This is a genomic window from Croceicoccus sp. Ery15 (assembly GCF_020985305.1).
In the GTDB taxonomy this organism is placed as follows: Bacteria; Pseudomonadota; Alphaproteobacteria; order Sphingomonadales; family Sphingomonadaceae; genus Croceicoccus.
In genome coordinates, this window is the sequence record NZ_CP087588.1 from 3,406,636 (window position 1) to 3,433,474 (window position 26,839).

Annotated in this window: 21 protein-coding genes; 6 read left to right on the forward strand and 15 right to left on the reverse strand. The window is 63.2% G+C overall.

The annotated features are described in order from the left end of the window. Positions 1-4: 4 nt before the first annotated feature. Both LOZ77_RS16635 and LOZ77_RS16640 read right to left on the reverse strand, forming a co-directional pair. Complete coding sequence (locus LOZ77_RS16635; protein WP_230280058.1) at positions 5-1,321, reverse strand: efflux RND transporter periplasmic adaptor subunit; 1,317 nt, start codon at positions 1,319-1,321, stop codon at positions 5-7. A gap of 2 nt (positions 1,322-1,323) precedes the next feature. Beyond that, positions 1,324-2,808 (reverse strand): efflux transporter outer membrane subunit, encoded by a 1,485-nt coding sequence (locus tag LOZ77_RS16640; RefSeq protein WP_230281914.1) that lies wholly within the window; start codon positions 2,806-2,808, stop codon positions 1,324-1,326. Between the two features lie 401 nt (positions 2,809-3,209). Between LOZ77_RS16640 and LOZ77_RS16645 the strand changes: the two genes are divergently transcribed. Then, positions 3,210-4,208 (forward strand): L,D-transpeptidase, encoded by a 999-nt coding sequence (locus tag LOZ77_RS16645; protein ID WP_230280059.1) that lies wholly within the window; start codon positions 3,210-3,212, stop codon positions 4,206-4,208. Between the two features lie 22 nt (positions 4,209-4,230). Here LOZ77_RS16645 and LOZ77_RS16650 read toward each other — a convergent pair whose 3' ends face one another. Beyond that, positions 4,231-4,542, reverse strand: coding sequence for a hypothetical protein (locus tag LOZ77_RS16650; protein WP_230280060.1), 312 nt, complete (start codon positions 4,540-4,542; stop codon positions 4,231-4,233). A 146-nt stretch (positions 4,543-4,688) separates the two neighbouring features. Here LOZ77_RS16650 and LOZ77_RS16655 point away from each other — a divergent pair, with 146 nt between their 5' ends. After that, entirely contained in the window at positions 4,689-7,166 is a 2,478-nt protein-coding gene (locus LOZ77_RS16655) for a mechanosensitive ion channel family protein (protein WP_230280061.1), read from the forward strand. A gap of 94 nt (positions 7,167-7,260) precedes the next feature. Here LOZ77_RS16655 and LOZ77_RS16660 read toward each other — a convergent pair whose 3' ends face one another. From LOZ77_RS16660 to uxaC, 5 genes are all read right to left on the reverse strand, one after another. Continuing rightward, positions 7,261-7,497, reverse strand: a complete 237-nt coding sequence (locus LOZ77_RS16660) for a hypothetical protein (protein ID WP_230280062.1) — start codon at positions 7,495-7,497, stop codon at positions 7,261-7,263. 115 nt (positions 7,498-7,612) lie between these two features. After that, positions 7,613-9,175: an amino acid permease gene (locus tag LOZ77_RS16665; RefSeq protein WP_370638031.1), complete on the reverse strand. Its 1,563-nt coding sequence runs from the start codon at positions 9,173-9,175 to the stop codon at positions 7,613-7,615. A gap of 254 nt (positions 9,176-9,429) precedes the next feature. After that, positions 9,430-10,317 carry a DUF4157 domain-containing protein gene (locus LOZ77_RS16670; protein ID WP_230280063.1) on the reverse strand — a complete coding sequence of 296 codons (888 nt, stop codon included), beginning with the start codon at positions 10,315-10,317 and terminating at the stop codon, positions 9,430-9,432. A gap of 217 nt (positions 10,318-10,534) precedes the next feature. Further along, complete coding sequence (locus LOZ77_RS16675) at positions 10,535-11,854, reverse strand: mannitol dehydrogenase family protein (protein WP_230280064.1); 1,320 nt, start codon at positions 11,852-11,854, stop codon at positions 10,535-10,537. Then, positions 11,851-13,251, reverse strand: a complete 1,401-nt coding sequence (gene uxaC, locus LOZ77_RS16680) for a glucuronate isomerase (protein WP_230280065.1) — start codon at positions 13,249-13,251, stop codon at positions 11,851-11,853. The genes LOZ77_RS16675 and uxaC overlap by 4 nt, the downstream gene beginning before the upstream one ends. Before the next feature lie 161 nt (positions 13,252-13,412). On the opposite strand from uxaC, the gene LOZ77_RS16685 reads away from it, so the two are divergent. Beyond that, positions 13,413-14,939, forward strand: a complete 1,527-nt coding sequence (locus LOZ77_RS16685; protein WP_230280066.1) for a UxaA family hydrolase — start codon at positions 13,413-13,415, stop codon at positions 14,937-14,939. A 95-nt stretch (positions 14,940-15,034) separates the two neighbouring features. After that, on the forward strand, positions 15,035-15,631 hold the full coding sequence (locus LOZ77_RS16690) for a twin-arginine translocation pathway signal protein (protein ID WP_230280067.1): 597 nt from the start codon (positions 15,035-15,037) through the stop codon (positions 15,629-15,631). A 4-nt stretch (positions 15,632-15,635) separates the two neighbouring features. Here the strand turns inward: LOZ77_RS16690 and LOZ77_RS16695 are convergent, their stop codons facing one another. The 6 genes from LOZ77_RS16695 to LOZ77_RS16720 form a co-directional block, all read right to left on the reverse strand. Continuing rightward, on the reverse strand, positions 15,636-16,916 hold the full coding sequence (locus tag LOZ77_RS16695; protein WP_230280068.1) for a TRAP transporter large permease: 1,281 nt from the start codon (positions 16,914-16,916) through the stop codon (positions 15,636-15,638). Continuing rightward, entirely contained in the window at positions 16,916-17,404 is a 489-nt protein-coding gene (locus LOZ77_RS16700) for a TRAP transporter small permease (RefSeq protein WP_230280069.1), read from the reverse strand. The genes LOZ77_RS16695 and LOZ77_RS16700 overlap by 1 nt, the downstream gene beginning before the upstream one ends. Continuing rightward, positions 17,401-18,444, reverse strand: coding sequence for a TRAP transporter substrate-binding protein (locus tag LOZ77_RS16705; RefSeq protein ID WP_230280070.1), 1,044 nt, complete (start codon positions 18,442-18,444; stop codon positions 17,401-17,403). Before LOZ77_RS16705 ends, LOZ77_RS16700 begins: the two co-directional genes overlap by 4 nt. Continuing rightward, positions 18,441-20,090: a family 43 glycosylhydrolase gene (locus LOZ77_RS16710; RefSeq protein ID WP_230280071.1), complete on the reverse strand. Its 1,650-nt coding sequence runs from the start codon at positions 20,088-20,090 to the stop codon at positions 18,441-18,443. Before LOZ77_RS16710 ends, LOZ77_RS16705 begins: the two co-directional genes overlap by 4 nt. A gap of 88 nt (positions 20,091-20,178) precedes the next feature. Continuing rightward, complete coding sequence (locus LOZ77_RS16715) at positions 20,179-21,195, reverse strand: alpha/beta hydrolase (protein WP_230280072.1); 1,017 nt, start codon at positions 21,193-21,195, stop codon at positions 20,179-20,181. Between the two features lie 45 nt (positions 21,196-21,240). Continuing rightward, positions 21,241-24,009 carry a TonB-dependent receptor gene (locus LOZ77_RS16720; RefSeq protein ID WP_230280073.1) on the reverse strand — a complete coding sequence of 923 codons (2,769 nt, stop codon included), beginning with the start codon at positions 24,007-24,009 and terminating at the stop codon, positions 21,241-21,243. 170 nt (positions 24,010-24,179) lie between these two features. Here LOZ77_RS16720 and LOZ77_RS16725 point away from each other — a divergent pair, with 170 nt between their 5' ends. Together LOZ77_RS16725 and LOZ77_RS16730 are read left to right on the forward strand one after the other, a co-directional pair. Continuing rightward, positions 24,180-25,526 carry a polysaccharide lyase family 1 protein gene (locus tag LOZ77_RS16725; protein ID WP_230280074.1) on the forward strand — a complete coding sequence of 449 codons (1,347 nt, stop codon included), beginning with the start codon at positions 24,180-24,182 and terminating at the stop codon, positions 25,524-25,526. 83 nt (positions 25,527-25,609) lie between these two features. Beyond that, entirely contained in the window at positions 25,610-25,957 is a 348-nt protein-coding gene (locus LOZ77_RS16730; RefSeq protein WP_230281916.1) for a cupin domain-containing protein, read from the forward strand. An 18-nt stretch (positions 25,958-25,975) separates the two neighbouring features. Here LOZ77_RS16730 and LOZ77_RS16735 read toward each other — a convergent pair whose 3' ends face one another. Further along, positions 25,976-26,836, reverse strand: coding sequence for a rhamnogalacturonan acetylesterase (locus LOZ77_RS16735; protein ID WP_230280075.1), 861 nt, complete (start codon positions 26,834-26,836; stop codon positions 25,976-25,978). Positions 26,837-26,839: the final 3 nt, after the last annotated feature.

Below are 26,839 nucleotides of genomic sequence, written 5' to 3' on the forward strand. Positions count from 1 at the left end.
CGGCCTATTCCGCGCCTTCGCCCGCGCTGTCGGATTGCTTGCCGGTGATGATTTTCATCCCTTCCTTCAGCTCTCCCGACACGACCGAAGTCATCAATCCGTTGCTGTCGCCCAGCACCACCTGCACCGGCTGCGGCTGCCCGTCATCGCCCAGCACATAGATCAGCTGGCGTGCGCCGCGCCTGATGGTGGCGGTCTTGTCGGCATTGTCGCGGCGGGGCGGGCCGATCTGGATGCCGCCCGCGTCCTCGCCGCCCGCATCGGGCCGGAACGACAGGGCCGCATTGGGGATCATCAGCACATCGGTCAGGTCCGAGGTGACGATATCCGCCGTCGCGGTCATGCCCGGGCGCAGTTTCAGATCGGGATTGGCCACCGACAGATCGGCGGCATAGGATACCACCTGCCCCGTCGTGCTGGTCGATGCGCTGCTGGTGCCCGACGAGCTGGCGGCCGATGCAGTCAGGTTCGATCCGATTTCCACCCGCGTGATCGTGGCGGGAAACGCCTCTCCCGGAAAGGCATCGACGGTGAAGCTGGCCTTCTGGCCGCGCTGCACCGTGCCGACATCGGCCTCGTCGATGGCGACTTCCAGCTTCATTTCGGACAGATCCTCGGCAATCACGAACAGGGTCGGCGTGCTGAACGATGCAGCGACCGTCTGGCCGGGGTCTACCTGCCGCGCCAGCACCACGCCCGCGACGGGGGACCGGATAATCGCGCGTTCACGCTGCGTGCGGCTTTGCGCCAGCGTCGCTTCGGATGCGACGACATTGGCCTGCGCCACGCCCAGCGCGGCCTCTGCCCGTTCCAGATCGGCCTTGCCGGTCTGCAATTCGGTCAGCGACGGCACCTTGCCGCCCGACAGCTTGCGCACCTCTTCCAGCCTTGCATATTGCGCCTTGGCCTGTGCCAGCGTTGCCTTGGCCTGCTCGACCTGCGCGCGATTGGCCGACAGCTGCGCCTCGCCCTGACGGATCTGGTCCTCGATCTGTTCGGGATCGATTTCGGCCAGCGCCTGTCCCACCGTCACGCGGTCGTTCACATCGACGAGCACGCGGGTGACAAGGCCCGATAATTGCGAACCCACCGTCACCTGATTAGTCGGAGCCAGCTTGCCCGTGGCCGACACGCTGGTGACCAGCTGGCCGCGCTTTGCCTCGCTCGTCACATAGCCGGTTGCTTCCTCTCCGCCGAAACAGCGCGAAAGCAAAAGCAGCAGCAGAACGACGCCTGCCGCGATCAGCCAGAATTTGGGGCGGCGATACCAGACGGGCCTTGCCTTCTCGCCAAGGAAGTCTTCGACGGATTCATCGGCCATGGTCAATCCTGCCCTTCGTCGGCTGCGCCATAGAGCGGCGGCATATTGTCGGGGTCGCTGTAATCGCCGGTGGGGTCCCATCCGCCGCCCAGCGCATCGAACAGGGCGATCAGCGCATTGGCACGGTCGGCATGGGCCTGCACCAACCCGTTGCGGGAATTGAGCAAGGCGATTTCCTGCGTGTTCAAAGTGGTGAAATCGGTAAGGCCGGTGCGATATTGCGCGCGGGCATAAATGGCCGAATTATTGGCCGCATCCAGCGCGGTGGTGAAATATCCCGCCCGCTCGTCCGCGCTTTGTTTGGATACGACGGCATTCTCCACATCCTCCAGCGCGGTCAGCACCGTGCCGCGATAGCTGGCAAATGCGCCGTCGGCGGCAGCCTCGGCCGAACGGGCCTGCGCGGCCAGCTGACCGCCCGCGAAGATCGATTGCGCGATACCGGCGAACAGGCCGCCGGTGATCGTGTCGAACAGGTCCGAAAAGCTGGTGGCATTGGTGTCGAGGCTGCCGTTGATCGACAGGCTGGGCAGCAATTGCGCCTCTGCCACGCCGATCCGTGCGGTGGCGGCAGCCAGCTGGCGTTCGGCAGAGCGGACATCGGGGCGGCGGCGCAGGATATCGGCGGGAATGCCCGCGCCTGCCTGTTCGGGGCCCAGCGGGATCGGGGCCGGTTCGTCCAGCAGCGGCTTTACCGCGCCCGGCGCCTGCCCCGTCAACACGCCGATGCGCGAGACGGCGGCATTATATTGCTGGCGGATCTGCGGGATCGTGGCAGCGGCCTGCGCACGGCTGGACCGCGCCTGTTCCTGATCGACCGCAGACACCAGCCCCGCCATCACGCGCCAGCCCGCGATTTCCAGATTCTCGTCCTGAATGGCAAGGCTCGCCTCTGCATTGGCAAGTTGCGCCTGATAGGCGCGGGCCGCGACGTAATTGCGCGCCACCTCGCTCTCTACCGCGCGCATGGTTGAGGCATAGTCGAAGCCCGCCGCTTCCAGATCGGCACGGCTGGCCTGAACCCCGCGCCGGATGCCGCCGAACAGGTCGATCTGATAGCTGGCGTCGAGGCCGAGCGAGAAACTGTCCGCCCCGCCGCCGCCCGCGACGACCACCGTGCCGTCGGGCTGGGTCAGCGTGGTGCCGCCGCCGCGCAACGGCTCTGTCCGGTTATAGCCGCCCGAAACCGAGAGCGAGGGATAGAGTGAGGATTGGCTGACGACCAAAGCCTCGCGCGCTTGCCGCAAGCGTGAAAGGGCGAGGTCGAGGTCGGTATTGCCCTGTACCGCCTGTTCGATCACGCCGGTCAGCACCGGATCGTCGAACATGCGCCACCAGTCGACCAGCGCGGCGGTTTGCGCTTCGTCAGGGGCGGGCGTGGGCACTGACCAATCGGCGGGCACCCCCAGCGCCCCGGCCTCTGCCGGTTCGTAATCCGGTCCGGACATGCAGCCCGCCAGCAAAAGGGCCAAGGCAGGCGCAGCCATGATATGGCGCGGCGTGAACAATTATCTGACTTCCCTGAGCATATTATTGGCGCATGCTTGTTATTAGCTGCGATGTGGGCCCTGTTTTCTTGTCGAGGTCAAGCCCGCAACCCGCTGATTAGGGGCAATTGTGCGTAACTTCCTCTTGCCGATAGCCTGAATTGTCGCTCTGCTTGAGTTCGGCCCCATGCATCAGGGTTTTTCATGCAGTCCGGCACGGTCTCGTCATGGTGTTATCGGGGTCAAACCGGATGCGAAACTTCAACCAACTTGGTAATTTCCAGCTTAAATTCGGACATTTCGCACCATTCTGGATGTAAAATTTTGTATCAGCGGTGTCCATTGAGGGCTTGGGGGGAAATGGTGTGACGAATATTTCACCAATGCAGAGCGTAAGGCCGATGCGGAGAGTAAGGCTGGCCGCCATCATTGCGGCAGTCACTTGCATGTCGATGGCGGGGCAGGCCGGTGCGGTGCAGGGCGCCAAGATTTCCTCGCACATCGAACTGGCCGAGGCGGCCGCCGATTTGCAGCCGGGCGAATGGGTCTGGGCCCCGCAGATCGCCGCAGACGGCCCGGTGACCGTGCTGGTCGATCTGACGTCGCAACTGGCGACTGTCTATCGCAATGGCGTGGCCATCGGCATCTCGACCGTGTCGACGGGCAAGCCGGGCCATGAAACCCCGACCGGCGTGTTCCAGATCCTGCAAAAGGACGCCGATCACCGGTCGAGCACCTATAATAACGCGCCCATGCCCTATCAGGAGCGCCTGACGTGGGACGGGGTGGCGCTGCACGCGGGCGGACTGCCGGGCTATCCCGAAAGCCACGGCTGTGTCCATCTGCCCTATACTTTCGCGAAAGAGCTGTTCCAGATCACCAGCATGGGTGGCACCGTGGTGGTTACGGGGCGGGCGGGCGATCCGGTGACCCATCCGGCGGGCGGCGTGCTGGCCCCGATCGACGAACTGGGCAATGCGGCGCAGCACCATGCGCTGTCCGCCGACGAGCAATGGGAATGGAACCATCAGGTTCCCGACGCGGGGCCTCTGTCGATTATCGTTTCGACCACCGACCAGCGTGTGGTGGTGATGCGCAGCGGGCAGGAAGTGGGCCGCGCCCGTGCCGTGATCGACGGCTTCATGGGCGCGCATGTCGCCACGCTGCATGTGTCAGCCGACGGGGCGCATCACTGGATGCTAATCGGCGTGCCGGGGCATGAGGATGAGGCAGGGCGCGAACTGGATGCCGCCGCGCTCAACCGGTTGCGCCTGCCTGAAGGGTTCCGCACCATGCTGAACGACCGGATCGGCGAGGGGACGACCGTGCTGATCACCTCGGCCAGCGTGGGCGCGCATAACAGCGGAAAGCAAATGACCCTGATGGCGGCGAACGATTAAAACGTGCCGATCGCGCAGGTGATTACCGGTCCACCAGCGCAGTGATACGGTGCAGGAACGGGTGATGCGGCGCGGGCCCGCGCTGGATCTGGCTGAAAATGCCGCCCGCCATGCCCGCCAGCTTCGTTTCGACGCACAGGATCTCCTCGCCCTTGCGGATGTCGATATGGGCGCGCAATTGGCCGTCGAACGTCAGATTTACGCCCTCTGCAGCGGGAAATTCGGCCAACAGCATCTGCCGTAACTGGCCCAGTTGCTCGCTAAGTCCGCGATCGGCGGCGGTTTTTGGAAAGGGCTCTACCTGCCCCGAAGTTTGTGCGGCACCACTGGACATGAAGACCCCCCATCTAAACGACCTGACCCTGCGTTAACTTTTACCAGAACGCTGCCGATTCGGCGAGCGCGATAAGGGGGCCGGATGCGCTTTGCCATGATCGATACGGCTTGCGGCCCGATCGTTTCGCGGCCAGAAACGCATCCATGCCGAACGCGCCGCAAAATTGCCGAAACCGCCATCTGCTGGCGGAACTTCGCATCGCTCTGTTCGTGATCGCTGCCTTACTGGCCACCGCGATGCTTGTCGGCGGACCGGCCCGCGCGGCTGCGCCCGCGGCGGGCACGGCCCTTGTCACCAAGGACGAAACGCAAAAGGCCCTCGCCACGGCAGAGGCGATGTTCGCAGGCTTTGACGATAATGCCGCAAGGGCACGTGCCCTGCTGCTGACGCCTGCCGACGATTTTTCCAGTGACGAGACGGCGAAGCTGAACGAAGTGCGCCGCCAGCTTGCCGCCGACCGCGACAAGGCGAACGGTTTTGCCGAACAGGGAACGACCGCTTCGCGCGTGCTGAAGGCGCAGATCGCGGCACTGGGCCCCGAACCCGCCGATGGCGAGAACGAGCCCGAAGCGGTCACGGAACGGCGCAAGCAATTGGAGACCGAACTGGGCAAGGTTCTGGCCCCGACTTTCCGTCTGAGCGAGGCTGGCGCGCGCGCCAGCGTTCTTGTGACCGAGCTGGACGAGCGGGCAAGCTCGCTCAGGAAACAGCGGCTGACCCAGCGGGGGTTTTCGCCCCTCGATCCGCGTCTTTGGATGCGCAGTGTTCGCGAACTGGGCAATGCGGTTGGCATCGCCCGCGCCCATATGGCGACCAGTTTCGCCAAATATGACGCGGGCGAAGTGACCGGTGCCTTCGCGCTGGCCGTGGGATTGCTGCTGTTCGGGCCGGTCGCGGGCTATGTCATCTGGCGCAGGCTGGGCAGGCGGCTGACGGCCTGGCACTTGCAGGAAAATTCGATCGCGCGCCGCCTGCTGGTCGCGGTGGCGGCGGATGCCACAATCGGGCTGATCTTTGCCATCGCTCTCTTGGCAGGCGTCTTCGCGCTGATGATCTTCCTGCTGCCAGTGGTGCCGGTCGAAACGCTGGCGGGCCTGGTCGCGGCCGTGGTTTCGGCCAGCCTGTTCGTGGCCGTGGCGCACTGGATCGGGCGCGGCATATTGAATTCGCCGTTCCCCGAATTGCGCCTTGTCACCCTGCCACCCGCCCGCGCGAAAAAGGCATTGCGCGCGATCAAGCTGATGGCGGGGGTGCTGGGCGTCGAACAGGTCATCGGATCATTGGAAGAGGCCGGGCAGATCGGCCCCAATTTCGCGCGGCTCGCGTCGGCCATCATGGTCGGATTCGGCGCATGGCTGTTGTGGCGACTGGCCAATTATCTGCGCGAGGGGCGGCGCTTTTACGAAGAACAGCAGCGCGCCGAACCGCACGGCCCGTCGCCCGACCACGGGATCGATTTCTCGACGCCGATGGCCCGCTTGCTAAAGCTGTTCGCGATGGTGTCGATCGCTGCCGTTCTGGTGGGCTACGAACTTCTGTCGCGCTTTTTCTTTTCGGCCAGCCTGCTGTCGCTCTCCATCATTGGCATTGCGGTCTATCTGCACCGGTCCTTCGTGCTGGTGATCAGCGCCTTTGCCACCGGTTCGCTGTCCCGCTATCGCCGCGGGCTGCACCTGTTGCCGCTGCTGACCGGCCTGATCGAGACGATTGTCGTCATCATGCTGCTGGCCGTCGTCTGGGGCTATGACGCGAACGAGATCGGCGACGGGCTGATCATGCTGCGCGAGGGCGTGTCGTTTGGCGATGTGCGGCTGTCGTTGGGCGATGTGGCGACCTTTGCCGCCGTGTTCTTCATCGGCTATTTCGTGACCCGCTGGCTCCAGCGCTTCCTCAAGGTTTCGATCATGCCCGAATTCGCGATGGAGGCAGGGGCCGAGGCCGCGATCCTGACCTTTATCGGCTATATCGGCATATTCCTTGCCGCGCTGATCGCGGTGGCGACCACTGGCCTCGACCTGTCCAGCCTTGCCTTTGTCGCGGGTGCCCTTTCGGTCGGGCTGGGGTTCGGCCTGCAATCGGTGGTGGAGAATTTCACCAGCGGCATCCTGCTGCTGATCGAAAGGCCGATCAAACAGGGCGACTGGATCGAGGTGGGCGAATATTCGGGCATTGTGCGCAAGATCGCGGTGCGGTCCACCCATATCGAGACATTCGACCGCCACCAGATCATCGTGCCCAATTCGCAGCTGATTTCAGGCGTGGTGGTCAATCGCAGCTTTAGCACGGGCCCGGCGCGCATCGTGGTGCCGGTCGGCGTTGCCTATGGCACCGATCTGGAACGCGTGCGAAAGATCCTGCTGGAAATCGCCAATGCGAATGACGATGTGCTGGCCGATCCCGAACCGGCGGTCGCCATGGTCGGATTTGGCGAGAGTTCGATCGACGTGAAAATCCTCGCCTTTGTGCATCAGGCGACCGATGGCGCGCCCACGGCTTCGGCGATCAATTTCGAAATTGCGCGGCGCTTCGCGGAAGAGGGGATCGAAATTCCGTTCCCGCAACGCGACCTGCATATCCGCACCGCGCCACCGGCCCTGGACGGCAGTGCGAAGCCGGCCTGACCGGCCCGTCGAACCGATCTGAGCAACCAAAAGAAAACGGCCCGCTTCCCATGGGGAGGCGGGCCGCTTCTTTGCCGGAAAACCGGTGGTCCGATTACTCGGCCGGAGCAGCTTCGACAGCGGCGTCAGCAGCGGGAGCTTCTTCAGCAACCGGAGCAGCAGCTTCGTCAACCACAACGTCGGTTTCTTCGACGATGGGCTCTTCGACGACGGGCTCAACAACTTCTTCAACGGCTACTTCTTCGGTGGTCGCTTCTTCAGCGGGTTCCGAGCAAGCGGTCATCGCGAAAGCAGCGGTGCTGGCAGCGAGAACGAGAGCAATCTTCTTCATGTGTAAATTCCTCGAATGCCCGACTCACAACGAGCGGGCAGCGTCCTAATATGCGATATCATGGCAGGCTGTCCATATTCTTGCCACATTCTCGCCAAAATTTATTTCACGCCACTTACGGGTGAACGATGGGCGGCTGCGGAGCTTCCTCGTCCTGCTCGTGCACTTCGATCAGGCCGCGACCGACATGGCTGTGGCGATGGCCGTACAGGAAATAGACCGCCAGCCCGATGGCGCCCCAGGCAGGCAATACCAGCATCGCCTCTACCGGCAGGTTTACGTAAAGCGCGATACAGCCCGCCACCGCCAGCGGGGCGACGATCCACACTGCGGGTGTTTTGAACGGGCGTTTGCGCGCAGGATCGCGGCGGCGCAGGATCATCACGGCCATCGCGACCATGAAAAAGGCGAACAGAGTGCCCGAATTGGAAATATCGGCCAATTGCCCCACCGGCAGCAGCGCGGCGGCAATGGCAACGCACACGCCGGTGATCATCGTCACGATATGCGGCGTTTTCCAGCGCGGGTGGATGGTCGCCAGCTTCTCGGGCAGCAATCCGTCGCGCGCCATCACAAAGAAGATGCGAGTCTGGCCATAGAGCATCATCAATATGACCGAGGGCAGTGCCAGATTGGCGGCGATGCCGACCAGATTGCCTGCCCATCCCTGGTTCACCGCGCGCAGCACATGGGCCAGCGCTTCGTCCGAACAGACCAGCGGCTGCGCCCCTTGTGCGGCCAGCGCGGCACATTCGCGCGCGAATTCGGCCGATCCGGGCGCAACGCCCAGCGATGTCGGCTGCGCCCCGATGGTCCCGATCGCGCCCACGGTGACCAGCAGATAGAACAGGGTGCACACGACAAGACTGCCGATCAGGCCGATCGGAACATTGCGCTGCGGATCGCGCGTTTCCTCTGCCGCGGTCGATACCGCGTCGAACCCGACATAGGCGAAAAAGATCGACGCCGCCGCGCCCACGATGCCCAGACCGCTGGTGCCGGCGGGGCCGAACCAGCCATTGGGGGCAAAGGGCGTGAAATTGCCGCTTTCCATGCCCGGCACGGTCAGCGCGATGAACAGGGTCAGCGCGGCAACCTTGATCGCGACAAGGAAGGCATTGAAATTGGCGCTTTCCTTGGTGCCGACAACCAGCAGTGCCGTGACCGCCAGTGCGACGCCGATGGCGGGCAGGTTGATGATGCCATGGGTAAAATCGACACCCTGCAACGACCATGCGGGGCCCGCCGATAAATAGGATGGCAAGGCAAAGCCGGTCGAACTTTCGATCAGCCCCATGAAATAGCCCGACCAGCCGACACAGACTGCCGCTGCCGCCACCGCGTATTCAAGGATCAGCGCCCAGCCGACCATCCATGCCAGCAATTCGCCCATGACGGCATAGGAATAGGTATAGGCCGAACCCGAAACCGGCACCATCGACGCCAGTTCGGAATAGCAAAGGGCCGCCACCGCGCACACGCCGCCCGCGATCACAAAGCTCCATATCATGCCCGGTCCCGCCTTTTGCGCGGCGGCGGCGGTCAGTACGAAAATACCGGTTCCGATGATCGCGCCAATGCCCAGCAGCATCAGCTGTATCGGGCCAAGCGAGCGGGGAAGGGCGTGTTTTTCCGCCGTGGCCAGAATGGCGTCGAGCGGTTTGATCCTGCTGGGCATCAGATGCAATCTTTCGGCAGGCGTGACTTTACGCAACCATGCGCAGGGCGGGAACACGGCCGCCCGACGGATCGATCACGCATATTCATCGCGGAATTGGGGGATGGGCACGTCTACTTCGCCTCAATCAAGGAAGGCATTGAAGCCGCCGCCTGATTCAGATCGGGCACGTGCCGGGTGGCGATTTACGACAGATTCGCGGCATCAGCCATCGAAATTTTGCGCATGGCTGCAAATTCCGTGCGGAAGTCGTTTTACTCCGTGCCCGTCGCTTCGTCCTGCGGATCGAGAGGTGGCTGGTTGCGCGGCGAAGGGTTGGTCGGCAGTGCGAAACCCTTGCCCACATGCAGGCGGTGCTTGACGATGACATATTCGCCCTTGTCGGTATCGAAGAACGCATATTGCACTTCAGGCCGCTCGCTCTCGGCGCGGCGCGACATGTCCTCGCCCAGATCGGGATGGCATGCGCGGCGCTGGTCGCTGGCATACCACGCGTCGAGCAGGGCCTGTTCCTTGGCGCGAACCTCCTCTTCGAAGAAATTCTTCTGCGGTTCGGACCCATTGGCATAGCTGGCCGCCGCGCTGGCCGCATAATCGCCGATGTCGAGGCCCGAGGCATATTGCGCCACATGCGCCAGCTCGTGAAAGAACAGCCGCTCGTTCAGTTGGTTGAGCTGCGCCGGATCCTTGGGCACGGCGATATAGATGTCGTTCTGCCGCGTGATGCCCAGCACGCCGCGGCCGAATGCGACCTCGTTGATGATGTCGTCATTGCGGAATTCGGGATGGAAGCGCACGCGTTGCCAGTCCGCCTTGCCGATCAACGCCTCCTGCTCGTTCAGAAACGAGATGACACAGGGGTGAAGCGGCGTTCCATTGCGGCGAAGACCGGCGATGTCGACAGGGCGCAGGCCTGCTTCGGGCATATCGTCATACGCCAGCACCGCATTGCGCGCGGCGGGGGTGATCTTGGGCGTGCCGACGGTTTCCAGCACCCAGAACGCGCCCGCCGCACCGCCCAGCGCGCCCGCCAGCAGGCCGGTGATGCCCGCGCCCGCGATCGCGAATGCGAGCATGCGGCGGGGACGCCGGCGCTGCGGTGCGGCGTTCTGTGCGCCGGTATCGGGCACGGTGTTTTCCAAGGTGTCGCGCCTCCTTCATCAAGGGGCGAAACGGACGATCGCGGGCCAGTGCCAAGGGGCACGGGTTCCCGCGCCCATCCGGCTTCGCGGTCTACCCGTCCATCATGGCTGACACCATACACCGGCATGCCTTGCGACACGCTTAATTTTGCCGCCTTAATGGCGCGCGGTTTTGGCCCTTGTTCCGCCGCAATCGGGCGGAATTCCGCCGTTTTTCCTATATGATTGCGCTGGTGTCGAAGCGCCCCGCCGACATGCGTTCCGCGACAGCCTGCGCGCCTTTTCCTGCCAGCATTTCGCGCAATTCGTCGCCCAGCGGGTCGTTGACCAGAGAGCCATCGGCAAGATGCGCCAGCCATGCGCGGAATGCCGCACGGATCGCGGGGCAATCGCCGCCGCGCGCGGCGTGCCATGCCACCGTATCCAGCCAGCGTTGCGGGATCTTTTGCGACCCGTCCATGGCGATCTGCGCCAGCCGGTGCCGAACGGCCGGTTCGGCAAAGCGTTCGATCAGGCTGTCGGCATAGGCCGCCAGATCCTGATCGGGCGCGGCGTCGATGGTGGGGGCGGCTTCCTCGATCATCAGGCGGTGCGCCAGTGCTCGCAATTCGGGATCGGCCACAGCCTCGTGCACAAAGGTAAGGCCGCGTTCCAGCCCGCAATAGGCCAGCATGGAGTGCGCGCCGTTCAGCATGCGCAGCTTGGCCGTTTCATACGGGGCGACATCGGCCACAAGCTGCGCGCCGTGATCCTGCCAGCGGGGGCGGGGGCCGGCAAAGCGGTCCTCGATCACCCATTGGCTGAACGCTTCGGTCAGCACCGCGCCTTCGTCGCGCATGCCAAGCGTCGCCTCCAGCGCGGCGCGGTCCTCTTCGGTGGTGGCAGGGACGATGCGGTCGATCATCGTCTGCGGGCAGGTGCAATGCTCTGCAAACCAGCCCGTCAGCGCGGGGTTCTTCGCCGCCAGCCAGTCGTGCATCAGGCGGTTCAGCTGCGTGCCGTTATCCGCCAGATTGTCGCAGGACAGCAGCGTCAGGCCAGGCAGGCCCGCGTCCTTGCGCCGCGCGAGCGCGTCGGCCAACAGCGGGTAAAAGCTTTTTTCGGCAAGCGCGATATCCAGCGAGCCGTCGGCGGCGCGGGCATAGCCCTTTTCGGTGACGGTAAAGCTGACGATCCGGCAATCGGGCGATGCGATGCGCGCGACCACTGCTTCGGGGTCTTGCGGCGCCACGATCACTTCGCGGACAGCGCCTACCACGCGGGTGGAGGATGTACCGCCCCCGCGCGCCGTTACCGAATAGAGCCCGTCCTGCGGGTTCAGCTGATCGGCCACGCCTGCCGAACGCAGCGATACGCCGCAGATCGCCCAGCCCTGATCGCCAGCATTCATCGCAAGGTCGGTGTACCATGCCTGATGCGCGCGGTGGAACGCGCCAATGCCGAAATGGACGATGCCGATGCCTTGGCGCTGGCGGTCATAGGACGGGACCGCGACGTCGGCAGGCAGCGCGCCGAGTGTTTCCGACGACAGCCTCACAGGTGATAGGCCTTTTTGACGAGGTTATACGACAGGTCCTGCGCCAGTTCGGCGGCTTCCCAATCCTCGATCCGGTGCTCTGCGACCAGCTGTGCCAGAAAGCCGCAATCGATCCGGCGGGCAACGTCATGGCGCGCGGGAATCGACAGGAAGGCGCGGGTGTCGTCGTTAAAGCCGACCGTGTTGTAGAAACCGGCGGTCTCGGTGGTGTTGTGGCGAAACCGGCGCATGCCTTCGGGGCTGTCGTGGAACCACCACGACGGGCCCAGTTTCAGCACCGGATAATGCCCTGCCAGCGGCGCGAGTTCGCGGGCATAAACGCTTTCGTCCAGCGTGAAGAGAATGATGGAGAGGTCGCGGCTGTTGCCGAACCGGTCGAGCAGCGGTTTCAGCGCGTGGACGTAATCGGTTCGCGTCGGGATGTCGGCCCCCTTGTCGCGTCCGAAATTCTCGAACAGCCAGCCGTTGTGGTTGCGGAACGATCCGGGGTGGATTTGCATGACAAAGCCATCGTCAATGCTCATCGCTGCCATTTCGGTCAGCATCTGGGCGCGGAACAGCTCGGCATCCTCGGCACTCGCCCTGCCACCCTTGACCCGGTCGAACAGCAGCGCGGCTTCGGCCGCCGACAGGTTCGCGGTGGCGGCAGTCGGGTGGCCGTGGTCAGTGCTGGTCGCGCCCATCGTCTTGAAGAATTCACGCCGTTGGCGGTGGGCATTCAGATAGCCCTGCCATGTACGGCAATCTTCGCCTGTCAGTTCCGAAAAACGGTCGAGATTGGCACTGAACCCTTCGAATTCGGGGTCGACCACCGGATCGGGGCGATAGGCAGTGACGACGCGGCCGGTCCATCCGCTGTCACGGATCGCGGCGTGATGTTCCAGCGTGTCGAGCGGGCTCTCGGTCGTGGCGATCACCTCGATCCCATAGCGATCAAACAGCGCGCGGGGACGGAACGCGTCGGTCGACAGCGCCTCGGTAATCGTGTCGAAATACATGTCCGCCGTTTCGGGCGACAGCTGTTCCTTCATCCCGAAAGCTTCGGCGAACACCCAGTCGAGCCACATGCGCGAAGGGGTGCCGCGGAACAGATAATAGTTGTCTGCCAGAATGCGCCACGCCTTGCGCGGGTCGGCGGGATGGCCCGAAATGCCAAGGTCTTCGAGCCGGACACCTTGCGAATAGAGCATGCGGAACAAATAATGGTCCGGAACCAGCAGCAGTTCGGTCGCATTGCCAAAGCTTTCGTTTTTGGCGAACCAGCTGGGGTCGGTGTGGCCGTGCGGGCTGACGATCGGCAGGTCCTTTACGCTGGCGTAAAGTTCGCGGGCGACCGCGCGGACGGCCGGATCGCTGGGCAGCAGGCGATCGGGGTGCAGGTTGAGCGGGCGGGGCATAAATCTCTCCGTTGCGCCGCTGAAGGCCGGACGCGCAAGACATGGGGCGCGTTGCCGGAATCGCGGTCTTGTGGTAACCGGTGTCAAAAGCGGTCATGCAACCACTTTTTGATGGAATCAACCGGCCAGACAGGCAAAAAGGGCCGGTGGAGAAAGATAATATGAATTACGAATCAATCGATCAAGTCCGCATGCCCGCGGTCATGCGTTGCCATGCCAACGATACGGTGCTGGTCGCGCTGCGCGATATTGCCGCGGGGGAGACGGTGGAAGCGGCGGGCGAGACGGTTACCGTTGGCGCCGCGATCCGTTCGGGGCACAAGATCGCTTTGCAGGATCATGCGGCGGGCGATCCGGTGATCCGCTATGGAGAGCAGATCGGTCTGGCAAGCGCGCCCATCGCGCGCGGCGATCATGTTCATTCGCATAATCTGAAGACCGCGCTGTCGGGCGAAGTTGCCTATGGCGATTTCGCGGGGCCGCAAGCCGATACCGGCGCGGCAAAGCTAGGCAGCTGGCGCGGGTACAGGCGGGCGGACGGGCGCTTTGCCACGCGCAACGAAATCTGGCTGATCCCCACGGTCGGCTGCGTCGCCCCGATGTGCGAAATGCTGGCGCGCGAGGCGGAGCAGCGCCACGCGCACGCGATTGCGGCGGGGCGGATCGACGGCATCGTCGGCTTTGGCCATCCGCATGGCTGTTCGCAGCTGGGCGATGATCTGTCGGGCACGCGCGATGCGTTGGCGGCGCTGTGCGACAATCCCAATGCGGGCGGCGTGGTGCTGATCGGGCTGGGCTGCGAAAGCAACCAGCTGGATGCGATGATCGAACATGTTCCCGAACGCAGCCGGTCGAAATTGCGCGTAATGCGCGCGCAGGACCCGGGCGACGAATATGACCGCGCCAATGCGCTGATCGATGGGCTGGTCGAGGAATTGTCGGGGCTGGAGCGCGAGGAAGCCCCCGCCTCCGCGCTGGCTGTCGGGCTGAAATGCGGCGGTTCGGACGCGCTTTCGGGCGTAACCGCCAATCCGCTGCTGGGCCGTTTCAGCGACCGCGTGGCGGCCAGCGGCGGGCGGCTGGTGCTGACCGAAATTCCCGAGATTTTCGGGGCCGAAACCTCTTTGTTCGCGCGCAGCGTTTCGGGCGAGGTGCATGACAAGGCGACCGGCCTGCTCAACCGCTTCAAGCGCTATTTCCTTGAACAGGGACAGCCCGTTTCGGAAAACCCCTCTCCCGGTAATATCGAGGGCGGGATTACCACGCTGGAAGAAAAATCGCTGGGCGCGGTGCAAAAGGGCGGCAAGGCGCCGCTTGTCGATGTGATTGATTACGGCGGCACGGCGGACAAGACGGGCATGACCCTGCTGGAAGCGCCGGGCAACGATGCCGTATCGTCAACCGCTCTGGCGGCGGCGGGGGCGACGATGATCCTGTTCACCACCGGACGCGGCACGCCGCTGGGCTTTCCCGTGCCGACGGTGAAGGTCGCGTCCAATTCAAGGCTGGCCGCGAACAAATCCGGCTGGATCGATTTCGACGCGGGCCGCATGTTGAGCGAGCCGGCGGTCGATGTGGACGAGGATTTCGCCCGCACCCTGCTGTCCATCGCCAGCGGAGAGAAGACCGCCAGCGAAAAAAACGGCCAGCGCGTCATCTCGATCTGGAAGCGCGGGGTGACGCTTTAGGGCAGGCTAAATTCGCAGATGCAGCAATTTCCGGTTTGCATGCCGCGCCCGATCACGCCCATATTCAAAGCGGTTCAAGTGACGGGGTGGTCTGCATGAAAATCGGAATTGCAGCATGTTTTCTGGCGATGGCTTCGCTGGGGGGAACGCCTGCCCATGCGCAAAGCGGGGAAGGGGTCGAATCCCCTGCCAGGCCCGTGTTGGTTCCTGCCGATTTCGACGTGCCGGTACTTGTGGAGGCGGACGGGTTTACGCTTGTTCCGCTGGGGCCCGATCTCGTGCAGGTCGATTACGACGCCTATATGTCGTCGATCGACCATCTGCAGCAGACATTCTCGCGCAGCACGGCATGGCCGCACGAGAATATCTCTGACGAAGACGCGATGCGCGACATGGAAACCGAGCAGGCGCGGTTCGACGCGCGCGAATCCTTTGCCTATGGTGTGCTGACCCCCGATGGCAGCCGCGAACGGGGCAGCGTCTATGTCCGGCCCAGCAAGGTCGCGGGCTATGACGCGGTGGTCATGCTGTGGGTGACGCAGGCGGATTACGACGCAGGCTTCGACGGCGCGCTTTACGAATGGGTGAAGGGCTGGGTCGCGTCGGAATGGCCGTTCGAAAACGTGGCCTATCCGGGCCGCGCCATCGCGTGGGAAGAATGGGACGCGATGATCGCGGCTGCTGGAGAGTGACCCGCTAATTCCAGAGTTGTAGCAGCCCCAGCGACAGCCACGGGATATATGTGATCAGCACCAGCGCCAATATCAGCGTGCCATAGAACGGCCAGATCGTTTTCACCAATGTCGTCACCGGTATCTTGCCTACGGCAGAGCCGACGAACAGCACCGACCCCACCGGCGGCGTCACCAGACCGATGCCAAGGTTCAGCATCATGATGATGCCGAAATGCACCGGATCGACGCCCATGTTCATCGCAACCGGCAGAAAGATTGGCGTGGTGATCACGATCAGCGGGGCCATGTCCATGAATGTGCCCAGCACCAGCAGCATGATATTGATGATCAGCAGGGTCAGGATCGGGTTGTCGGTGATCACCGCGATCAATCCGGCAAGGGCAGCGGGCACTTCCAGCAGGGCCAGCGCAAAACCGAATGCCGTTGCCGCCGCGATGATGAACAGCACCATGGCGGCCGTGCGCACCGATTTGCCCGCGGCCTCCCAGAACTCTGTCCAGCCGAGGCTGCGATAGACGAAAATGCCGATCACGATCGTATAGATCACCGCAATGGCCGAGCTTTCGGTGGGGGTAAAATATCCCGACAGAATGCCGCCCATGATGATGATCGCGGTCATCAGCCCCGGAATCGCATAGATGGCGGCGGTCACGAATTTGCGCCATCCGGGGAAGCTTCCCTTGGGTAGGCCGCGTTTCTTGGCGACGATATAGGCCGTGGTCATCAGCATCAGACCGGTCAATATGCCCGGCACGATGCCCGCGACGAAAAGATCGCCGATGGAAACGCCGATGCCCGATGCGGCCGAATAGATGATCATATTGTGCGATGGCGGGATGAGCAGGCCAACGATGGCGGCGGTCACGGTCACGTTCACCGCGTAATCGCCGGGATAGCCCTTGTCCCGCATCAGCGGCACAAGGCTGGACCCGATGGCCGACGCGCTGGCGATGGCGCTGCCCGAAACGGCGCCAAACATCATCGACGCGCCCACATCGACCAGCCCCAGCCCGCCGCGCACACGGCCCAGCGCGGCATCGGCCACCCTGACCAGACGGTCGGCAATGCCCGCGCGATACATCAGATCGCCGGCAAAGATGAAGAAGGGGATCGCCATCAGCGTAAAGACGCTGATGCCCGAAGCCATGCGCTGTACGGCGACGACCAGCGGGATGTCGATCACCGCGAAACAGGCAAGCGCCGCGCCGAACAGTGCGAATGCGACCGGCACGCCAATGGCGAGCAGCACGAACAAGACGCCGAAAAGTACCAGCAATTCCATCAGTCGGCGCTCCCCGGCAAAACGTCGTCTTCCAGCCCGTCGTCATGGCGGGGCCTGAACATGTTTTCGATGGCGAACACTGCCATCAGCAAGCCGGAAACCGGCAATGGTGCATAGGCGAGCGCCCGGCTGAGCCCCAGCGACGGGATCACGTGTTCGCGCACCGCCCACAACAATTGCGTGCCGTAAATCGCGATGCACAGCCCCATCAGCGCGACCAGAATATTGATCACCCGGTGCAGCGTTGCGACGCCCTTTTCCCCGATCAGATCGTCGAGCAGGGCGATGCGGATATGGAACCCTTCGCGTACGCCTGCCGCCGCGGCGAACAGCACGTACCAGATCATCAGCAACAGGGCTGATTGTTCGGTCCACGAAGGGCTGGAATCGAGGATGAAGCGCCCGAACACCTGCCAGCCGACCACGGCGGTCATGATAACAAGGCCCAGCGAGCCGAGGCGGGCCAGCCAGTCGGAGATCGTTTTCATTCGGCCATCTCCCTATTCGTGGTGCCCGCGGCGGCCATTTCCTTGCCCAGCGTTACGATCCGCTGCGCGATATCCTGTTGCTGCGGCGTGATCAGGAACTGGTCCCAGACCGTTTCCATCTGTTCGGCAAAGGGCGCGGTGTCGACTTCGTTCACTTCCACGCCCGATGCGATGATGCGGCTGCGGCTGTCGGTGACGCGCTGGTCCCAAAGCTTGCGCATATAGGGCACGGAATCGCGCGCGGCCTGCCGGATCATCTGCTGGTCGTCGCCCGACAGCTTGTCCCAGCTGACTTTCGACATCAGCAGGATTTCCGGCGTGAAAAGGTGCTGGGTCAGGCTCATATAGCGGGCCACCTCGTAATGGCGGGCGCTTTCGAAACTGGGCCAGTTGTTTTCCGCCCCGTCGATCACCCCTTGGGCCAGCGACTGGTACACCTCGTCGAACGGCATCGGCACGGCATTGGCACCCAGCGCGTTCAGCATGGCGAGATAGAGGTCGGAGGAGGGCACGCGCAGTTTCAGCCCGCGCATATCGTCGGGCGTGCGGATGGCGCGGCGGGTGTTGTAAATGCTGCGCGCTCCGGAATCGTAGAAGCACAGGCCGATATAGCCCTGGTTCTCCATCGCGGTCAGGATCTCGTCACCGATCGGCCCGTCCAGCGCGCTGCGCATATGGGCGACCGACTGGAAGATGAACGGCAGCGACGGCGGGATCGTCATCGGCTCTACCGAGTTCAGCGGGGCGAGATTGACGCGGTTGAAATCGATGCCGCCGAACGCGGTGATTTCCAGCGTATCCCGCTCGTTACCCAGCTGCGAACCGGCGAATACCTTGATCCCCATGCGCCCGCCGCTGCGGTCGGACAGCAGGCGGCCCATATGCTGCACCGCCTGCACGGTCGGGTAATCGCCGGGGTGCGTATCGGCGCCGGTGAACAGGCCCGACAGGCGCGGCTGGCAACCCGCCAGCGCAAGCCCGACACTCGCCGCGCCGCCCGCGATCAGTCCGCGGCGCGAAATGGAAAAGTTTTGTTTCATACGGCGTCCGGATCGAAAGCGCGAAAGGTGAAATTGCGGAACCTGGCCGTGCCGGCCCGCGCGGAATACAGCCCCGGACGCAGCATAAGGAAACCGTTGCGCACATTATGGTGATAGCCTGACACTTCCATCCCCCGGTCGAAACGCAGCCATGTCTGCCCGCCGTCGCCGCTGGTGTCGAAAGTGACGATGTGGCGATCGTTGGTGACCCGCATCCTCAACCGTCGGCCATGCGGGTTCAAGGGGCGCGCGCGCTCTATCCCGTATTGGTGGGTGACGAAGCGGTCCTCGTCGAAACCGACACCGGCATAGAGCTTGTCGTCATAGAACAGCACCAGACCGGCCCGGCCGCCAGCCTCGATCTCTATATCGCATTCGAACATATAGGCCGGATCGCCCGCCGTGATCAGCAGCGGAGAGCCGGAGGAGGGTGCGTCGCCCTTGCCCTTCAGATGCAGCGTGCCATCGGCAACCCTGATCCGCTCCGCCTCTGTCGGGGAAGGGCGGAAGAACGACCATTTGCTGCCCAGCGCCAAAGGCTGCGAGAAATCGTCGGACAGCGCCATGCCATGCGGCACCGCTTCACCGCCCCTGGGCGCGGCAATGGGCTGCGACAGATCGCCGCCGGTCATTTCGAACCAGCCGTCATCGGTAAAACGCACCGGATCCATCAGGCACTGGCGGCCCAGCGTCCAGAAGCCGTTTTCATAGCCGTGATAGAGCGACCACCAGCTGCCGTCGGGCGCTTGCACCAAAGATGCGTGCCCGCGCGACCACCATGCCTCTGACGCGCTGGTCGTGCGCACCAGCGGATTCGCTGGATGATCTTCCCACGGGCCGTGTAGCGATTTCGATCGTGCCGCGATCACCATATGGCCGGTGGGCGGTCCCGCCGTGCCGCCCACCGCGGTGATCATATAGAACCAGTCCCCGACCTTGTGGATCTTGGGGCCTTCGGGTGCAAAACCCTCGACAATCCAGTCCGACGGATAGCGCCACGGGTCATAGACATGCTCCACCTTTCCGGCGAGCGAGAGATTGTCGTCCGACAGGCGCACGCGGTCTCCGCCCGAGAGGAACAGCCAGCGCGATCCATCCTCTGCCACGGCGTGGCAGGGATCGATATGATCGTGCAGCCCCAGCGGGACGGGATCGCTCCACGGACCTTCGATATCGTCGGCCCAGGTGACATAGATGTCGTTTTGCGGCTGCGCCTTTACAGGAATATAAAGGAGGTATTTTCCGCGATCCTTGTGCAGGCTGGGGGCCCAGACCGAACCGATATATTTGTGCAGCGCGGGCTTCAGCGGCTGCCAGTTCACCAGATCGCGCGAATGCCAGATCAGCAGGCCGGGATAGGCGTCGAAGGTGGAAAAGGTGACATAGTAATTCTCGCCATCCTTCAGGATCGCCGGATCGGGCCGGTCGCCCGACAGCACGGGGTTCAGGAACCGGTCGTCACCCAGATCGGCAATGCGTTTGCCCTCGCCATCGCGGCGCCAGTTCGTGGCGCGCGGGCGAGGCGCGGTGCTGGTTTGCGCCAATGCAGAGGCCGCACCCGTGCCGCCCGTCAGTCCGGCCAGCGATAGCAGCGCGGCTCCGCGAAACAGATCCCTGCGATGTGATTTCAAATGCGCCTTCGTCATGCTGCGATATCCAATCCGGCCCGATTCCTGCGGACCTCTCCCGTTAATTCTGTTCGGTTCAGGCCAGTTCGGTTCAGGCCCGTTTCAATCAGGCGAGACCCTGCGTGCGGGCCCAGTCGCGCCAAAGCTCGGGCCAGTGCCCGACGGGTTTGCCCGCCGCCTTGCGCAGACCAAAGCCATGGCCACCGTGCTGGAACAGATGGGTCTCTACCGCGATGCCGCGTGCCCTTAATGCTGCACGCAGCAAAAGCGCGTTTTCGACCGGCACGACATCGTCATCCTCGGCATGCAGGATGAAATGCGGCGGTGCGTCGGTGGGCACATTGCGGTCGGGCGAATGGGCAGCCTCCAGCGCCTTTGGCGGGTTGGGGCCCAGCAGCAACTCGCGGGATCCGGCATGGGCGAATTGCGGGTCCATCGAGATCACCGGATAGATCGGCGCGGCGCAGAACGGCTTGGCCGAAAGCGCATCGGCTGCGTCGCCCGGCGCATAGGTTTGCGCAGCGAAGCGCACGGCCAGATCGGCGCAGAGATGCCCGCCTGCGGAAAAGCCCATGGCGGCGACGCGTTCGGGGTCGATGCCGAAATCGCGATGGCGGTGGCGGATGATGCGTATGGCGCGCTGGGCATCGGCCAGCGGCACGTCGGCACGGTTCGCCCAGCCGTCATAGGGCAGGCGATAGAACAGGACGAAACAGGTGAATCCGCGCGCCGTGGCCCAACGCGCGAATTCATACCCTTCCTTATCCACGACAACATGCTTGTAGCCGCCGCCGGGGATAAGGAGGAGCGCCGCCCCGTTGGGGACATCGGGGCGGAATACGGCAAGACGCGGCACGGAAATTCCGAGCACGGCCCGGTCGGTGATGAGTGGATCGGTGGACCGTTCCGTCGTCACTTCGCTGGGGAGGGAGCCGGGTGAACCGGGCGGGCCCTTGGGCCACGTCTTGCCGGGCCACAAATCAATCGTTTCACGAGGTTGCGGGAGGCCCGGAGAGCTTGGGCCTCCCGCGCTCGGCGGTGCTGTTTGCGCCTCACCGCGAGTAGATATCAGGGTGGAAAGGACAAGGCCTGCGGTAAGAACCGATCTTCGATCAGAAATCATCGCGTTGCAACCCTGTCCCTTCGCCTCACCTATACATCATACATATCACATTTCAAACCGTGCACCGAACATGATGATGCGGCCGAAGTGATTGTTTTCATAGTTCCGCTTCGTATCGAGATCGGTCCAGCGATAACGATAGTCGTCGGTCAGGTTGGTGCCGTCGAGCATCAGCTCGATGCTGTCGGTCAGCTGATAGCGGATCGCCGCATCGAGATTGAACGACGAGCTGTACCCTTCGAGGAAGTTGCCGTTGCCGCTCGACCCGGTGTTGTAACCGTCGCGATAGGCGCCCGACACACGGACCGAGAAGGTGCCATTGTCGTAATAGACCGTACCGTTGGCCGAATATTCCGACACGCCGGCAAAGGTGACATTGCGGATTTCGCCGGTGTTGGTCGTCACGTCCTGCGAGCTGTCGACATAGGTCACGTTGCCGAGGACGCCGAAGTCGCTGATAAAGCCGTCACCGAATGCCGAGAACGGCAGGTTCAGGCCAACTTCCACACCCTGGATCACGGCGCCTTCGCCGTTCACCGTGGTGCGCGCAACGAACAGGCGGTCGGGATCGGTGCCGTTGACGACAGCGTCATAGGCGGGCGTGCCATTGTTCAGCAGCGAGAGCGGCAGGCCGCTTTGTGCGTAGGTCACGTCCTGAACGTCGCTGATCGGGAAGCTTTCGACATCCTTGCGGAACAGCGCGACCGAGGCGATGGCGCCCGGAGCGAAGTAATATTCGAAGGAGATATCGTAGTTCCACGCCCGATACGGGTCGATGAACGGATTGCCCGACGAAATGCCGAAGTTGAACTGGTCGACCGAACCGCCCGGCGTCAGCGAGCCGAGGCTGGGGCGGGTGATGACCTTGGCGACCGCGCCGCGAACGATGAAATTATCGGCGGGGAAGATGTTCAGGTTGATGGCGGGCAGCAGATCGTCATAGCTGCGCTTCACGGTCACATACTGGCCGCTGTTGAAGCCGCTCGACGACTGGTTGGTCTTGGCATAGCGCATGCCGAAATTGCCCGAGATGCGGACGCCCGGATCGAATTCGAAGCCGGTTTCGAAATAGCCGCCGTACACTTCCTCGGTCACGCCGCGTTCGTCGCCCTGCTGGGTGACGGCCGGACGGCCATAGAGGTCGAGGAAATCGGTGGTCGCATCCAGATCGGGCACGACCCAGCTGTTGGTGTTGCCCGACGGCTGGCCGGCGTTGCCCAGCTCGAACAGCTCCGCCATATCGGCAGTGACCGCCGCGCCATAGGCACCCGGGTCGCAAGTGAAAGCCGAGCAATAGGTGCTGTCACGACGTGCGCCGGTGGTGAAGAAGTCGAATTCGCGCCAGAACGGACCGGCCTTGAACGACAGCCCGTCGACCGGCTGGAATTCGAAGTCCAGAGCCACGGTCTTGAACTTGTTGGTCACTTCGGACGGACGGTCGCGGAATTCGGCCAGCTGGAAGTTGGTCGGGTTGGTGACATCCGTGCCAAAGACCAGCAGCGGGCTCTTCATATCGGTGTAGTCATAGGAATAGACGCCGTCCCGATCGTCGAAGATGATCGTGGTTTCGACCGGAATCGTCGCATCCGACTGCGAGAAGCCGCCCGACAGGCGCGCCATGAACGTATCAGTGAAGAACTGCTCCAGCTTGCCCGAGATCTGGTAGAATTCGGTCTCGCTCTCGCGGTGATAGCGTTCGTTGCGGATCCATGCATTGGTCAGATCCGCGCTGATCATGTTGTTGTCGCCGTCGATGGCATAGTTCGAGACATCGATGGTGCGCTCGTTCGAACGCAGCAGCACTTCGCCCCAATATTCGTCGCGGTCTTCCTTGAAGTTGGAATAGAGGCCGTCGATCTCGATATTGGTGTTTTCGCTCGGCTGGAACTGGATCGCGCCGGTCGCGCCCAGACGCTCGCGCTCGTGATTGACAAGGCCATAGCGCGGAATACGCGGGTGGAAGGCAGCGGTCACTTCGGCGCAGCCCGCATCGGCGGGGTTCGCGGTGCAGTTGACTCCATCGACTGAATTGAACTGCGCATTATTCGCCCAGCGCACCGAATTGTTGCCAAGCTCGGCGGTTTCATACTTCGACCATGCGACCGATGCCGACACGCCAAAGGTTTCGTCGTCGTTCACCCATGCGGCAAGGCCTGCAAGGCGAGGCGAGAGATCGTCGTTGAGGTCGTTGTAACGGCCCTGCGCCGAGGCAACGATCTTGCTGCCCGCGCCATAGGAAAGCGGGCTGCCGGTCGACAAATCGATTACGGCGCCCAGCGAACCTTCGTCCAGCGAAGCCGACGCGGTCTTGTGCACGACGATCGAGTTGAACAGTTCCGAGGCGAAGACGTTGAAGTCGAACGCGCGGTCGCGGTTCGAGGATGCGCCGTCGGTGGAAGTGGCAATCGTTTCCATGCCGTTCACGCGGACGCGGGTGAACTGCGCGCCCAGACCGCGCACGGTGATCGCGCGGCCTTCGCCCGCATCGCGTTCGATGGCGACGCCGGGAATGCGCTGCAGCGATTCGGCAAGGTTGGTGTCGGGGAACTTGGCGATGTCTTCCGCAACGATCACGTCGACCTGTCCGACGGATTCGCGCTTGGCCGCGATGGCTGCGTTCAGCGATGCGCGGAAGCCGGTGACGATGATTTCATCGGCCGGCGCGACCTGCTCTTCGATCTGCTCGACGGCTTCACCTGCTTCGACATCGGCGCCTGCGCTGGCGTCCTGAGCGTGCGCCATTTGCGGCATCAGCAACGCGCTGCCGATCAGCAGCGAGCTCTTGAAGTTCAGAATGCTACGGTTGGTCCTCATGGTATCCTCCCCATCATGCTCCGGATGGGATGACACCGGTTACCTGCGCGGGACGACTGAAATGTCCCTGGCAATCCGAATCTCCCACCCGGTTTTTGGTAACCGGTGTCATTACCTATTGCCGCTGCCGCCCCAGTCTGTCAAGAAACAACCAGCTGGGAGAATGATTGATGTTGAAAACTAAGTATTTCCATGGGTTTGTGGCGGGCGCATTGTTGCTTGCGGGCGTTGCAGCCCCCGCTTTTGCACAGCCCGGCGACCCGACCGAAGGGGGGAAGGGCGGCAAAATCGTGCGGGTCACCACGCTGGCAAAGGATGGCCCCGGCAGCCTGGCCGAGGCGCTGGCTATGAAGGGTCCCCGCATCATCGTTTTCGAGGTGGGCGGCGCGATCGACCTTGAAAAATCGGGCCTTGTGATCGATGAGCCCTACGTCACGATCGCAGGTCAGACCGCACCGTCCCCCGGCATCACCATCCTGCGTGGCGGCATTGACGTAAAAGCGCATGACGTAAAGATCAGCCATATCCGCGTGATGATGGGCGACGCCGGCGAACCAAAACGCAGCGGGTGGGAGGCAGATGCGCTTTCGACTGTCGCGGCGCATGATGTGGTCATCGAAAACAACAGCTTTATGTGGGCGGTGGACGAAAACATGTCCGCCAGCGGACCACGCTTTACCGGCGAGACGGTCGATGAATGGCGCAAGGGCACCAGCCACAACATCACTTTCCGCCTGAACCTTGCGGCCGAGGGGCTGGCCGATTCCAGCCATCCCAAGGGCGAACATTCGAAGGGGTCGCTGATCCACGACAATGCGACCAATATCGTGTTCGACCGCAATATCTGGGCGCATAACGTGGAACGCTCGCCATTGGTGAAGGGCGGGGCGCAGGTGTTGATGGTCAACAACTTCATCTACGATCCGGCATTGCGCGCGGTGCATTATAATCTGATGGATCTGGAATGGACCGACCACCCGCATGTTGCGGGCGAGATTACGGCGGTCGGCAATGTGATGCGCGGCGGCAATTCCACGTCGGAAGACCTGCCGTTCCTGATGCTGGGCGGCGTGGGCGACCTGAAATTTTACGGCAAGGACAATATCGCGGTGGACCGCCATGGTGAGGCGTTGCCGATGTTCGGCACCTATGGCCAGACGGCGGCAAAGCTGATCGAGGCAAAGGCTCCACTGGCCGACCTGTCGAAATATGATGTGATGCCTGCTGGCGAGGTCGAGACTGCGCTGCTGCGCAGTGCGGGCGCACGCCCCTGGGATCGCAGCGCCGAGGAAATCCGCGTGCTGTTCTATATCGCCGAAGGCCGCGGCGAGGTGATCGATTCACAGGAGGAAGTGGGAGGTTATCCCAGTTTTCCCGAGACCCGAGCAGCATTCGATCCGGCCTATTGGGATCTGGCCACTATGACGCCCAGAAACGGCATCTATCCCGGCCAGACCGTCGCGCCGCAGGAAGCGTTGAGCACGCGCGACCGCGAAATGCGCGAGCAGGCGAAATGATCGTCCGTGCCGTATTGGCCGTGTCGCTGCTGGGCTGTTCGGCCTGTGTCACGGCGGAGGAACCTGCTGGAAAGGCCCCGCCGATGGTTGTCGTCAGCGAAGGCGATGTGATGGTCCGCGAGGCGCCGCCCCATGGCGCGATCGGCATGTCCACCGCCTATCGTATCAGCGACGCCGCGCCGCAGCCGCGCACGATGGAATTCCGCCGCCGCGTGCTGGACGTGGGCGCGGCCATCGGCGAACACCCGATCGCGCATGACGAGGTCTATTACGTCACCGCGGGCGAAGGCGTGGTCATTTCCGACGGGGTCGAGGCCGCGCTCAAGCCTGGTATGGCGGCCTACCTCTACGACGGTGCGGTGGTCGGCATGCGGCAGACGGGCGAAGAGCCATTGTCGCTGATCATTGCCTATCCGGTGACCGCAAAATAGGCAGGTTGCTGCGCCCGATTAAGGGCGCAGCAATTTGCGCATTTCGGGGACTTCGCTCGCCAGCTCGTCGGCCATAACGGCGGCGAACAGCTTGCCGCCGAACTCGCCCAGATGGGTGTAGTCGTAAACCCATGTCATCCTGGCCACACGCAGATCGCTGGGCACCGGCGCTGGCGTCGGCCTGCCGGTGGCAGAGGGCAGGGTTTCGCCATCGATGGCCGCCGAGGCGGCCACTTCGGCAGGTGCGGGAATCTCTGCGGTCAAATTCTGGACCGACGGGCCGAGCGCCTGCACGATTTCGGTGCTGCGGGCATTCAGGTCGATCAGCGGCGTATCTGTTTCGGCAGCGACCTTGCGGATCGCCTCGGCCCACGGGTCAAGGTCCCGTTCGACCTTGCCGCCGTTGAACAGGCGGCGGGTGAGCGGCGTGAACAGAACCGGCACCGCGCCCGCCGCGCGCGCCTCTTGCACATAGCGTTTCATATTGGCGGGGAATTCACTTTCAAGATCGGTGGAGCGTCCGGGTTTCCCCGGCTGGTCGTTGTGGCCGAAACCGATCAGTGCGAACACTGTGCCATAGCCGCCCACTTTCATTTCGCCCAAGGCGATGTCCCACAGTCCCTCGGCACGGTAGGAACCGCTGCTGCGTCCGTTGCGTGCAAGGTTCAGGCAGGCCGTGGGGTGCGTGGTGTGATGCGCGCAGAACATCGGGCCCCAGCCATTGCCCGTGGCCGTGGTCGAATCGCCGACCAGGATGATTTTGTTCACTCCCTCGACCGTGCTTGTCTCGGTCGCCATTTCCGCGGCGGGCGGTGCGCTTTGCGCCATGGCGGCGACGGGTGCCATGCAGGCGATGGCGGCGAACAGGGCAGGCTTCATGAT